The organism is Streptomyces sp. NPDC052052 (assembly GCF_040680455.1).
GTDB lineage: Bacteria > Actinomycetota > Actinomycetes > Streptomycetales > Streptomycetaceae > Streptomyces.
The window spans coordinates 21,704-34,411 of sequence record NZ_JBFAWU010000019.1; the positions used below are offsets into that span (position 1 = coordinate 21,704).

Here is a 12,708-nt window from a genome sequence, read left to right on the forward strand (position 1 = left end):
AGGGGCATGGTCATGTATGTCTGCCCGCAGGACGGCACCCGCGCCGACGTCACCGCCCTCACCTGGTGCTGTCCCGAGTGCCGCGGCCCCTGGGACCTCGATTTCGAGGTGGCCGCCCCGCTCTCGCTCGACTCCCTTGCCGGGCGCGTCAATTCACTGTGGCGTTACGAGGAAGCGCTGCCCCTCGCCGCGCCCACGACCACCCTCGGCGAGGGCCGCACCCCGGTCGTCCCGCTCACCGACACGGTCTCGGCCAAGCTCGACTTCCTGATGCCGACGCTCTCCTTCAAGGACCGGGGCGCCGTGATGCTCGCCGAGCTGGCCCGCCGACTGGCGCCCGAGCGCGTCGTCGCGGACAGCAGCGGCAACGCGGGCACGGCCGTCGCCGCCTACTGCGCCCGCGCCTCGCTCCCCTGCACGGTGTACGTCCCCGAGGGCACGTCCCCGAAGAAGACCGAACAGATCCGGGCCCACGGCGCCCGTCTGGAAGTCGTCCCCGGCGACCGCGAGGCCGCCGCCCTGGCCGCCCGTACCGAAGCCGACGCCCCCGGTACCTTCTACGCCTCGCATGTCTTCAACCCGTACTTCCTGCACGGCACGAAGACCTACGTGTACGAACTGTGGGAGGACCTCGGCGGGCGCCTCCCGGACGCCCTCGCGGTACCGGTCGGCAACGGCACCCTTCTGCTCGGCGCGGCCCTGGCCACTGCCGAACTCCACGCCCTGGGGCTGATCGACGAACGGCCGGCGCTCATCGCCGTCCAGGCCGAGGCCGTGTCGCCGCTGGCCGCCGCCTTCCGCGCGGAGGCGGACGGACTGCTCGACGCCCCGGCCGGCCCCTTCTCCCCCACCCTCGCCGAAGGCATCGCCATCCCCCGCCCGCCACGGGCCGGTGCCATCCTGGCCGCGGTCCGCGCGTCGGGCGGCACCTTCCTCACGGTGACCGAGGATCAGATCCGGGCGGCACAAAGGGACCTGGCCGCCCGCGGGCTCTATGTGGAGACGACGGGCGTCGCCTGCTGGGCGGCGGTCGGCGGCTGGACGGACCGGCACGTCGTCGTGCCCCTGTGCGGGGCGGGTCTCAAGACCGGCCTGGCGGACTGACCGGAGCCGCCGCCCGTTCACCCGCGCGCCGCGCGCCGTGCACCGGCGCCCGGTGCACGCGTCCCTACCGTCAGTACGGTGAGCCTCTCCCGGGTCTGCCTCCTGTCCCTGACGTCCCTGGTCGCGGGCGCCCTGATCGCGCCGCTGCCGCCCGCCTCCCACGCGGCCACCGCCCCTCCTGCCGCGCCCACCGGCTGCGGCCGGGACACCGACCCCGCCTGGGCCCTGTCCTCCACCCGGTTCGGCGAGGCCCACGGCTACCACCCCTACGTCGGCAACGGCTATCTGGGCCACCGGGTGCCGCCCACGGGCGCCGGCTACGCCGCGCCGGGCGGGAAGAGCGGCTGGCCGCTGTTCACCCCTCGCTACGACGGCGCCTTCGTCTCGGGCCTGTACGGGCGTCAGAAGGGCCTCGCCGCGGGCCGCGAGGTCATCGCCGCGCTGCCGAGCTGGACGACCCTCGACGTACGCGTCGGCGACGAGACCTTCGGCCCGGCGACACCCCGGGACCGGATCTCGCACTACCGCCAGACGGTGTTCCTGCGCTGCGGCCTGGTCCGTACTTCGCTGCGCTGGACCACGGCCGACGGGCGGGCGACGGACCTGACGTACGAGGTGCTCGCCGACCGGTCCGAGGTGCACACCGGGGCCGTACGCCTGCGCATCACACCGCACTGGAACGGCGAGGTCACGGTCACCGGCCGCCTCGACGCGCGGGGCGCACGCCGGATCGGGCTCGGTAGCAACGGAACGTTCCGGACCGAGGGCACGGGAACGGCGGGCGCGATCGTCCAGACCCTGCGCACCGGCGCACCCGGGGCGGCGCGCACCACGGACGGTCTGCCCGAGACGAACCGGGAGAGCTCGACGAACCGGGAGAGCTCCGCGAGTCGGCTGCGCAACACCGTCCGGGTGCATGACGGGCGCACCGCCACGTTCGAGAAGTACGTCGGAGTGGACACCGCGCTCACCTCGTCCGACCCTCGCCGGGCCGCCCGCGCGGCTTCCCGGCGGGCGGCCCGGCTCGGCTGGTCCGGCGTCCTCGCCGAGAACAACGCCGCCTGGCGCCGGGCCTGGGCGGCCGACATCTCCGTTCCGGACAGCCCCGAGCTGCAGAAGTGGCTGCGCTCGGCGCAGTACGGACTGCTCGCCTCCGCCCGGACCGGGTCCCGCGACAGCATCGCCCCGGCCGGTCTGACCAGTGACGACTACGCGGGCCTGGTGTTCTGGGACGCCGAGACCTGGATGTACCCGGGGCTCCTGGCCACCCGCCCCGAACTGGCCCGGTCGGTCGTCGAGTACCGCTACCGCACGCGGGCGGCGGCCCGTGCCAACGCCGCGTCGCTGGGCCTGCGGGGCCTGTTCTACCCCTGGACGAGTGCGAGCAGGGGCGTTCTGCGGTCCGAGTGCCACAGCTGGGACCCTCCGCACTGCCTCACCCAGATCCACCTCCAGGGGGACATCTCACTCGCCGTGTGGCAGTACTACCTGGCGACCGGGGACCGTGACTGGCTGGCCGGCCACGGCTGGCCGCTGCTCAGCGGGATCGCCGACTTCTGGGTCTCGCGGGCCACCGCGAACAGCGACGGCAGCTACTCGCTCAAGAACGTCGCGGGCCCCGACGAGTACAGCAACGGCGTCACCGACGGGGTCTTCACCAACGCGGTCGCGGCAACCGCCCTGCGCAACGCGGCCCGCGCGGCGCAGCTGCTCGGCCGCCCGGCACCGGCACAGTGGGCGCGGGTCGCAGACGGTCTGCGCATTCCGTACGACCCGAAGCGAAAGCTCTTCCTCCAGTACGCGGGCTACCGCGGCTCGACGATCAAACAGGCCGATGCGGTACTGCTGATCCACCCGCTCGAATGGCCGATGGCATCCGGTGCGCGGGCGGCCACACTCGACTACTACGCCGAGCGCACCGATCCGGACGGCCCGGCCATGACGGATTCGGTCCAGGCGATCGCCGCGGCCGAGATCGGCGCAGCGGGCTGCGTCACGTACACCTATCTCCAGCGCTCCGTGCGCCCGTTCATGCGCGGCCCGTACGCCCTCTCCAGCGAGGCCCGGGGCGCGAAATCCGGTGCGCAGGACCTGCTTTCGGGGTCACCGGCCCAGGACTTCCTCACCGGGAAGGGCGGCTTCCTCCAGGTCTTCACGCACGGTCTGACCGGCCTTCGGCTGCGGGAGGACGGGGTGCGGCTCGACCCGCTGCTGCCGCCGCAGCTGGGCAGGGGGGTGACGCTGACGGGACTGCGCCACCGGGGCAGTACGTTCGACATCGCGATCGGTCCCCTGACGACGACGGTCCGGCTGACCTCCGGTGCCCCGTTCACCGTCCACTCCCCCACCGGTCCCCGCCTCCTCACCGGTTCGCTCACTCTCGCCACCCGTCGCCCCGACCTGGCCCGGACCGCGGACGCGGCGCGCTGCCGTCCGGTGACGGCCACGTCCGAGACGCCCGGCCTGTACGCGGCCGCGGCGGTGGACGGCAGCCCGGCCACGTCCTGGTCCCCCGACGGCGCGACGGGCGCGCTGACGGTGGACCTGGGACGTGGGGCCCCGGTGACCTCGATCATGCCGGAGTGGACCGACGCGCCTGTGTCCTCCCACGGCCTGGAGACCTCGGTGGACGGCAAGGACTGGCGGCCTTACCGGCCGGGGGCGACAGCCCGGTGGGTGCGCCTGACGGTCACCTCGGACGACCCGCAGAAGCCGGTGGGGGTAAGGGAGTTGAGGGTCACGCAGCCCTGAGGGCTGTCAGTGACGCCGCGGGCGTCGGCGACCGAGCAGGAGCGCACCGGTCGCGACCGCCGTCAGTGCCCCGCCTGCCGCGTAGAGGGCGGCCGATGTCCCGGTGTCGGCCAGCCGGCCGCCCGACGTCCCGGAGTACCCGCCGCCGAGACCGGGCGAGCCGAAGTCCTGCGGGGTCAGCAGGTGGGACGGGGCCGTGGTCGTGCTCGTGGTCGTGGGATCGGGGGGCGTGGGGGTCGGGGTCGGCTCGGACTCCGTCGGCGTCGGTGTGGGCTCGGACTCCGTCGGCGTGGGGGTGGGCTCGGACTCCGTCGGGGTCGGCGTGGGGGTGGGCTCGGACTCCGTCGGCGTCGGCGTGGGCTCGGACTCCGTCGGCGTCGGGGTCGGTGTGGGCGACGGCTCGGTGTCCGGGCCGCAGCTCACGTCGGCGGCGAACGGGAACTCGTGGATCTCGCCGGCCGTGACCGATCCCGTGCGGTCGCCGGTCAGCGGACCGGCCGTCAGCTCCTTCACGATCACCGTGCCCTCGATGTTGGCCGGGTCCAGGTCCGTGAGGTGCGCCCTGGGAGCGAAGACCGTGCCCTCCAGTGAGTCCCCGTCGGCCATGGTGATGGCGGTCGCGTCGGGGAAGTTCCAGAGCATGTACGGGGCCTGCTCGCCCGAGGCCCCGGCCGTATTGGGCACGTGCCAGGTGTACTCGCTGTTCGTCCCGGTCGTGTCCGTGTTCACGATGAGGGGTGTCGTCGCCGACGGACGCGTGTCGAAGACCATCTCGGAGATGTTGTTCAGCGCCTCGCCCGTCAGGTTCAGCACGTTCGTACGCCCCTCGGTCAGGTCGACGTGCACCCTGGTACCGGGCGGGATGCTGTCCGGATCGAGCGCGTTCCCGGCGTCGTCGCGCAGCACCACGTCGGTCCCACAGGTGCCGAGGGCATCCGAACGGTCGCGGTAGGTGGCGAACAACGCGTCGAGGTCCGGCAGTCCCGTGGTGTCCGTGACCGACGCGGCGCTCTGATGCGCTGTCAGCTCGATCCGTGGTGTGGAGTCGTACGCCGCTCCCTCCGCCACCGCGCGGGTGGCGGCGCTCGCACCGTTGGAGTCCCGGTCCAGGATGGAACTGCCGGTCGGGTCGCCGATCTTGAGATAACCGTTGTTGAGCACCCGCAGGACGCCCTGTGGCGCACTGCCCGCGTAGTCGACGCGCCCGCCCACGAGGAGCGCGGTGGGCTGCGTGTCGCCGGGCGCGATGAATGAACCGGTGGTGTGCAGGGCCACGTTGTACCCGGGGCCGAACGTCAGGTCCCCGCCGACGGCCACCGATCCTTCCGTCTCGGTACTGCCCAGCGTGGCGCCTTCCTGGACGAGGACGCCGAAGCCGTTGTTCCCGGCTATCGGATTGCCGGAGAACTCGGCCGAGGCGGGAACGACGGCGGCCAGACACAAGGTGCAGGCACTGGTGATGACGAGCGTGGTACGTCTCATACTGGGACGCTAAGCACACTTTTCCCGCCAATCGGGTGAAGGCGCCCCGAACCGTGCCGAGGCTCAGCCATCTGGCGTACACCGGCACGGCCCGGATTCCCGCCCGCCGCCGCGGGAGTGACCCGTCCGACGCCGCCGTGCCGTCATCCCTGACCGACATGGCTCTGCGCATCCCGGTCAGTCCGGCGAACAGCAAGCGAACGCTGGACCCGTACGTCCCACACCGTTCGGGGGCGTCCACGCACTCCACTTCGCCGAACCTGCGGGCCCGCTCGAGAGCGTGCGCCGAGAGGTCGACCGCGACGACCCGGGCCCTGCAGACCTCCGCGATCATGACGGTAGGCAGTCCGACTCCTCCGCAGCCGCGCACCGCGACCCACTCCCCCGGCGCCACCCGCCCCTGGGCGACGCGCTCCTCGCCCGTCGTCCGGGCGGCCGAATCTAGGCCCCGCTGGTGGCTCTCTCCCGCTCCGGGGCGCTCGCCGGTATCTCCTCGGCCGGCACCGGGGCGGACCCGCCCTCGCTGAGGCCGAACCTCCGGTGCAGGGTCCGCAGCGGCGCGGGCGCCCACCAGGTGACCTTGCCCATCAGCTTCATCACCGAGGGAACCAGCAGGCTGCGCACGACCATGGCGTCCATCAGGACGGCCAGGGCTATGCCGAGACCCAGCATCTTGGTGTTGGTCACCCGTGATGTTCCGATGGCGACCATCACCACCGCCAGGATCACCGCTGCCGCGGTGATCAGCCCACCGGTGTGCCGCAGACCGAAGGACACCGACCGTTCGTGGTCCCCGGTGCGGTCGTACTCCTCCTTGATCCGGGAGAGCAGGAAGACTCCGTAGTCCATGGAGAGTCCGAAGGCGACGCAGAACATCAGGACCGGCAGTGTCGTCTCTATGTCTCCGGTGCTGGTGAAGGAGAGGGGTCCGGACAGATGCCCGTCCTGGAAGACCCAGACGACCGCTCCGAACATCGCCGTGAGGCTCAGGGCGTTGAGCACGACTGCCTGAAGAGGGATCAGCACGCTTCCGGTGAGCAGGAAGACCAGGAGCAGTGTCACCACCACGATGATGCCCACCGCCCAGGGCAGCCGTTCCGCGATGGCGTGCTTGGAATCGACCAGGACGGCCGCCGTACCTGTCACCGAGGTGTCGAAGGGGGCGGGCTCGGCCCGGAGGTCCCGGACGAGCTGTTGGGTCCCCTCGCCCACGGACTCGCCCTCGGGCTGGACGTTGTAGTAGGCGAACCGGCCTGCCGTGATCGGGCCGTCGACCCGCTGCACACCGGGGAGTCCGGCGATCCTGTTGCGATACTCGGCGTACTGGGTCTGCGTCGCAGGCCCCTCCACGAGCACTTCGAGGCCGCCGCCCGGACTCCCGGGGAAGCCGTCGCGGATGTGCTGCTGGACGATGTGGGACTCGGCGGTGGCGGGCAGCTGGCGGTCGTCGGCCGTACCGAACTTCACCCCGAGGAAGGGCAGACCGAGCAGGACGAGGCCCACGGTGGTGACGAGGGCGAACACCGGTGCCCGCCGCATCACGAGGGCCGCGAACCGGCCCCATCCGCTGCCGGATTCGGCGGACGCCGATGCGGTTGGTGTTGAGGACGCGGTTGCTGACGGCGCTGCCTGCTCACCCGGGCGGCCACGACGGGGGTCGCCGGAGTCCTCCTCCGAGCGCGCATGCACCCGCCCGCCCCCGCGCCGCAGCAGTCGGCGCAGGTCCAGGGCGTCGACCCGTGGTCCGAGCAGCATCAGCGCGGCCGGAAGCAGGATCAGTGCGGCGGCCGCCGCCAGCAGCACCACGGCGATCCCCGCGTAGGCGAACGAACGCAGGAAGTACTGCGGGAAGACGAGCATCGCGGCGAGCGACACCGCCACGGTCAACGCGGAGAACAGCACCGTGCGGCCGGCGGTGCGCAGCGTCGCGCCCACCGCCGAGCGGGGCGCGGCCCCGGCGGCGAGCTCCTCCCTGAACCGGCGCACGATGAACAGCGCGTAGTCGATGGCGAGTCCGAGACCGAGAGCCGTGGTGAGATTCAGGGCGAAGACCGAGACATCGGTGAACTCGGTGATGCCACGCAGCACGGCGTTCGTCCCCAGGATCGCGACGATGCCCACGCCGAGCGGCAGCAGGGCGGCGACGGCGCTGCCGAAGACCATGATCAGCAGCACGAGCGTCACCGGCAGGGCGATCAGCTCCGCCCGCAGGAGGTCCTCCTGGATGATCGTCTGCATCTGGTGCCGTACGGCGACCGGGCCACCGACCGAGACCTGCACCGGTCCGTGTGTGCCGCGGTAGACCGGGGCTATCCGGTCCAGGACCTCGCCCATCGCCCGCTCGTCCCCTTCGATCCGGGCGGCGATCAGCGCCTCCCGCCCGTCCTCGGCACGCAGCGCGGGTGACGTGCTCTGCCAGTACGAGCCGACGCCCGTGATGCCCTCCTCGGCGGCGAGCCGCTCGGTCAGCCGGGTCGCCGCGGCAGCCACCGCGGGATCGTCGACCGAGGTGGTGCCACTGTCCACGAGCAACAGCAGATTCGGCTGGGAGGCAGGGAACTCCCGCTCCAGCACCTTGGTCGCATAGGTCGACTGGCCGTCCGGAGCCTCCCAGCCCCCACTGCCGAGACGGTCGGCCACTCCACTGCCCACGAACACGGCGAGCGCCGTGATCACCAGCGCCGCGAACAGGGCGAGCCGTGGTCGCGCTGTGACGAAGCGGGTCCAGCCCCCCAGACGCTGCGGGCCATTGGCCTCAGGCATGGCACGGTGCCCCTTCCCCCCGGATCCGGCGGCGCGAGGCGGCCAGAGACGGCGGCGCAGGGCAGCATGGATCAGTCGTTGCCGATTAGGCTGGCAAACACGAGCCATCGCTCGCATTTCCTCAAGAATGCGAGCGACCGCTCGCGTTTGTCAATCGCATCATGAAAGCTGGGGATTGACCGTGTCGGAGGCCAGAGGAACGGGCGCCGGGACAGGCGCCGGGGCGGGCACTGGAGGCAGCACGGGCGCACGGCGCACCAAGGGCACGGGAGCCACCCCCCCGAGCCCAGGAGGCAGCGCCACCAGCACCGGCGGCACCCCCGCCGAAGCAACCCCGGGCGCCCCTCGCCCACGCCGCCGCCAGGCACGCGGCGAAGCCCGGATCGCACAGCTCCTCAGAGCGGCGGCCAACGTCTTCTGCACCACCGGCTACACCGCGGCGAGCACCAACGCCATCGCCCGCGAGGCCGGCGTCTCGCCGGGCACGCTCTACCAGTTCTTCCCCAACAAGGAGGCCATCGCCGTCGAGCTCGGCGACCAGCTCCTCAACCGCTGGCGGGAGACGTACGGGGCCGCCTTCCTCCCCGACCACCTCACGCTCCCGCTGGACCGGATGCTCGACGCCGTACTCGACCCACTGATCACCTTCAACTGCGAGAATCCGGCGTTCACCGTCCTGATGCAGGGCTCCGAGACCCCCGGAACGATCCATCAGGGGCACGAGGCGCTGCACACGGCCGTACTCGACCGCATCGAATCGATCCTCACCAGTCAGCTGCCCGACACTCCGCCCGCCCAGATCACCCGCATCGCGAACATGATCCTCACCCTGTTCAAGGGCGGACTCGATCTGATCATGACTCACGAGGGCGAGGAGAGGGAGGCGTACATCAGGGAGCTGAAAGCCGTGCTGTTCCGCTACCTGGAGCCATGGGCCGACATCGCCGCGCCGCCCGCTCCCCCGAGCACCCCGTGACACATGCCCCCCACTCACCCCGACCGGACCACCGGACACGCACATTCATACCCCCTAGGGGTATAGTGTGATGAGTGTCGGGCACATCGGGCCCCACCCGGGCCTCCGACACCTCATCCCTGCGTCATCCCTGCGTTCGCCAAGAAGGAGAACACCATGTCCGCCGAGACCCAGCTCCCCCAGGCCAACGGCTCCTGCTGCTCCCCCGGCGGCGCCTGCCACGACAGTGCGGGCTCCGACGCCCCAGCAGGCGCGGTGACCACCGTCTACCAGGTGTCCGGCATGACGTGCGGGCACTGCGAGGGCGCCGTCTCCGAGGAGATCTCCGGCATCGAAGGCGTCACCTCGGTGAAGGCCGTCGCCTCCACCGGCCAGGTCACCGTCGTCTCCCGGACCCCGCTGGCCGACGACGCCGTGCGCGCCGCGGTCGACGAGGCCGGCTACGGGCTCGTCGGCCGGGCCTGATCGCCCTCGGGGCGCATCGGGCTGAGCCCCCTACGCCCATCGCCACCGGATACATCGGCATCGCCTCCTCCGCCGCCGGGCCGGAACCGACCAGCGGATACTGGTGGGGTACGGCCCGCTCGGCATTTCGGGAGTTCAGCCATGCACAGCGCAGCAGAGACCGCGACCCCGGCAGCGGAGAGTTCGCGGGCCGAACTCACCATCGGCGGGATGACCTGCGCCTCCTGCGCCGCCCGCATCGAGAAGAAGCTCAACCGGATGGACGGTGTCACCGCCACCGTCAACTACGCCACCGAGAAGGCTCGCGTGGCCTTCGGCCCGGGTACCGATCTCACGGATCTGATCGCCACGGTGAAGAAGGCCGGCTACACCGCGGAGCCGGTACGCCACCTCGCACCGGAAGCTCCTCCCACCCCGGCCTCGTCCCCGGACGGCGAAAGGGTCACCCCGGACAGCGCCTTTGCGAACGCCGCGGAGGAGGGCGCTGCCCACAGCGCCCCGGTCCGCGCCGAGCAACCCACCGAGAGCCGGACAGCCACCGAGACCGGCACCAGAGCCGACCTCGACACTTCCACCGAGGCCCGCGCCGAAGCCGACGCAGCGGCCCGAGCCCAAGCCGAAACCAAGGCCCGAGCCGATACCGAGGCCCGAGCCCAAGCCGACGCAGCGGCCCGCGCCCAGGCCGACGCAGCGGCCCGCGCCGACGACTCCGCCAAGCGGAAGGCCGTCGACGCCCTCGCCTCACTCCGTCAGCGCCTCGTCGTCTCGGCGATCCTCGCCGTCCCCGTCATCGTGCTCGCGATGGTCCCCGCCCTCCAGTTCGACTACTGGCAGTGGCTCTCCCTGACTCTGGCCGCCCCCGTCGTCGTCTGGGGAGGACTGCCGTTCCATCGCGCCACCTGGGCCAATCTCCGGCACGGCGCGGCCACCATGGACACCCTGGTCTCGATCGGCACCCTCGCCGCCTTCGGCTGGTCCCTGTGGGCACTGTTCCTCGGCGACGCGGGCATGGCCGGAATGCGGCACGGCTTCGACCTCACCGCCTCGCGTCACGGCGCCTCCTCGACCATCTATCTGGAGGTCGCCGCCGGGGTCGTGACCTTCATCCTGCTGGGCCGCTATCTGGAGGCGAAATCCAAGCGGAAGGCCGGTTCCGCCCTGCGCGCGCTGATGCACCTGGGCGCGAAGGACGTCTCCGTGCTCCGAGGCGGAACCGAGGTGCGCGTCCCCGTCGCCCGGCTCCGGGTCGGGGACCGTTTCCTGGTCCGCCCCGGCGAGAAGATCGCCACCGACGGCACCGTCGTCGAGGGCACCTCGGCCGTGGACGCCTCCATGCTCACCGGCGAGTCCGTCCCGGTCGACGTGGGCGTCGGCGACACCGTCACCGGGGCCACCCTCAACGCGGGCGGCCGGCTCGTCGTCGAAGCCACCCGGATCGGCGCCGACACCCAACTCGCCCGGATGGCGAAGCTCGTCGAGGACGCCCAGAGCAGCAAGGCCGCCGCGCAGCGCCTGGCCGACCGGATCTCCGCCGTCTTCGTCCCCGTGGTGCTGGTCCTCGCCCTGGCCACCCTGATCACCTGGCTGCTGATCACCCACGACGTCACCGCCGCATTCACCGCCGCGGTCGCCGTACTGATCATCGCCTGCCCCTGCGCCCTGGGCCTGGCCACCCCCACCGCCCTCATGGTCGGCACCGGACGCGGCGCCCAGCTCGGCATCCTCATCAAGGGCCCCGAAGTCCTGGAGACCACCCGCCGCGTCGACACCATCGTCCTCGACAAGACCGGCACCGTCACCACCGGAAAGATGACCCTGCTCGACGTACACACCGCCGACGGCACCGACGAACACGACGTCCTCCGCCTCGCCGGCGCCCTGGAACACGCCTCCGAGCACCCCATCGCCCGGGCCGTCGCCACCGGAGCCACCGAACGCACCGGCGCACCCCTGCCCACACCCGAGGACTTCACCAACGTCGCGGGCCTCGGCGTCCAGGGCATCGTCGACGGACACGCCGTCCTCGTCGGCCGGGAACACCTGCTCGCCGACGCGGGCATCGACATTCCCTCCTCCCTCTCCGACGCCGTGGCCGACGCGGCGGCGCGGGGCCGGACCGCGATCATGGTCGCCTGGGATGGGCAGGCGCGTGGCGTCCTCGCGGTCGCCGACGCGGTCAAGGAGTCGAGTGCGGCAGCCATCGCCGAGCTGCGCCGGCTCGGGCTCCACCCCGTTCTGCTGACCGGCGACAACCGCGCGGTGGCCGACGCCGTGGGCCGCACCGTCGGGATCGACGAGGTCCACGCCGAGGTCCTCCCGGACGAGAAAGTCCACGTCATCGAGCAACTGAAGGCCCAGGGGCACGCCGTCGCCATGGTCGGCGACGGCGTCAACGACGCGGCGGCACTCGCCACCGCCGACCTGGGCCTGGCGATGGGCACCGGCACGGACGCCGCCATCGAGGCGAGCGACCTGACTCTCGTTCGTGGAGATCTCAAGGTGGCGGCCGACGCGATCCGGCTCTCCCGACGCACCCTGGCCACCATCAAGGGCAACCTCTTCTGGGCATTTGGTTATAACGTTGCTGCACTACCCCTTGCGGCATTTGGCCTGCTCAACCCTATGATTGCGGGAGCGGCGATGGCGTTCTCATCGGTCTTCGTCGTGACCAACAGCCTGCGCCTGCGCGCCTTCACGTAACTTCCACAAAGAGATTTAGATCACACCGCTTTCAGGGTAACCATTCGGCGGGTTCGCAAGTCTTAGAGTGCGATGCCATGGATGTCTTGGGGGACGTCCATCGGAGCGTCTTGGGGGACGCTTCGGGCAAGCGTTTGGCCGGGGGACGTGCACCGGGGAGCTTTGAGCGGCCCTTCCGTGCGTGCGTACCCCGGCGGACCGCATGGAGATACAAGTGAAGAGCGCAACTCGCAACAGATGAGGAGCGCGCAGGAGCTTCGGCTCCCTTGGACGCCCGGCCGGATCCCGTGGGGGGAATCCGCTCCGGGATATGGGAAGCGCCTCGCTGTCGGCCCGTGGGGGGATCGATGGCGAGGCGCTTCTCTCTCTGCCGTCCCGCGGCAGTCCGGCCCCGAAGAAGACACCCGGGGACCCCAGGGCCCCCCAGGCGCACCCCACGAGTCGCGCCGGACACGCAAATCGCCCCG

Annotated in this window: 7 protein-coding genes and 1 pseudogene; 5 read left to right on the forward strand and 3 right to left on the reverse strand. The window is 71.5% G+C overall.

Features of this window, described 5'->3' with window-relative positions; all coding sequences use genetic code 11:
* Window positions 1-6 precede the first annotated feature (6 nt).
* Window positions 7-1,104 carry a threonine synthase gene (locus AB0L71_RS22540; RefSeq protein ID WP_365245788.1) on the forward strand — a complete coding sequence of 366 codons (1,098 nt, stop codon included), beginning with the start codon at window positions 7-9 and terminating at the stop codon, window positions 1,102-1,104.
* A 78-nt stretch (window positions 1,105-1,182) separates the two neighbouring features.
* The gene (locus AB0L71_RS22545) at window positions 1,183-3,855 is read left to right on the forward strand and encodes a discoidin domain-containing protein (protein WP_365245791.1); all 2,673 of its coding nucleotides are present in this window, start codon (window positions 1,183-1,185) and stop codon (window positions 3,853-3,855) included.
* A gap of 6 nt (window positions 3,856-3,861) precedes the next feature.
* On the opposite strand, the gene AB0L71_RS22550 is transcribed toward AB0L71_RS22545, so the two are convergent.
* The 3 genes and pseudogenes from AB0L71_RS22550 to AB0L71_RS22560 form a co-directional block, all read right to left on the reverse strand.
* Window positions 3,862-5,337 (reverse strand): choice-of-anchor A family protein, encoded by a 1,476-nt coding sequence (locus AB0L71_RS22550; RefSeq protein WP_365245794.1) that lies wholly within the window; start codon window positions 5,335-5,337, stop codon window positions 3,862-3,864.
* 232 nt (window positions 5,338-5,569) lie between these two features.
* Window positions 5,570-5,746 (reverse strand): annotated as a pseudogene (locus tag AB0L71_RS22555) (alcohol dehydrogenase); the annotation flags it as partial.
* A 32-nt stretch (window positions 5,747-5,778) separates the two neighbouring features.
* A complete protein-coding gene (locus AB0L71_RS22560; protein ID WP_365245797.1) occupies window positions 5,779-8,100 on the reverse strand; it encodes an MMPL family transporter in 2,322 nt (773 codons plus the stop codon).
* Between the two features lie 181 nt (window positions 8,101-8,281).
* Here AB0L71_RS22560 and AB0L71_RS22565 point away from each other — a divergent pair, with 181 nt between their 5' ends.
* The 3 genes from AB0L71_RS22565 to AB0L71_RS22575 all read left to right on the forward strand — a co-directional run bounded on the left by AB0L71_RS22565 (window position 8,282) and on the right by AB0L71_RS22575 (window position 12,241).
* Window positions 8,282-9,076 (forward strand): TetR/AcrR family transcriptional regulator, encoded by a 795-nt coding sequence (locus AB0L71_RS22565; RefSeq protein ID WP_365245800.1) that lies wholly within the window; start codon window positions 8,282-8,284, stop codon window positions 9,074-9,076.
* A 156-nt stretch (window positions 9,077-9,232) separates the two neighbouring features.
* On the forward strand, window positions 9,233-9,541 hold the full coding sequence (locus tag AB0L71_RS22570) for a heavy-metal-associated domain-containing protein (protein ID WP_365245803.1): 309 nt from the start codon (window positions 9,233-9,235) through the stop codon (window positions 9,539-9,541).
* 141 nt (window positions 9,542-9,682) lie between these two features.
* Complete coding sequence (locus tag AB0L71_RS22575; protein WP_365245806.1) at window positions 9,683-12,241, forward strand: heavy metal translocating P-type ATPase; 2,559 nt, start codon at window positions 9,683-9,685, stop codon at window positions 12,239-12,241.
* The last annotated feature ends 467 nt before the right edge of the window (window positions 12,242-12,708 follow it).

Coding starts and splice junctions, on each gene's coding strand:
- AB0L71_RS22540 (WP_365245788.1), top strand. CDS start 7: ATGGTCATGTATGTCTGCCCGCAGGACGGCACCCGCGCCGACGTCACC.
- AB0L71_RS22550 (WP_365245794.1), bottom strand. CDS start 5,337: ATGAGACGTACCACGCTCGTCATCACCAGTGCCTGCACCTTGTGTCTG.
- AB0L71_RS22560 (WP_365245797.1), bottom strand. CDS start 8,100: ATGCCTGAGGCCAATGGCCCGCAGCGTCTGGGGGGCTGGACCCGCTTC.
- AB0L71_RS22570 (WP_365245803.1), top strand. CDS start 9,233: ATGTCCGCCGAGACCCAGCTCCCCCAGGCCAACGGCTCCTGCTGCTCC.
- AB0L71_RS22575 (WP_365245806.1), top strand. CDS start 9,683: ATGCACAGCGCAGCAGAGACCGCGACCCCGGCAGCGGAGAGTTCGCGG.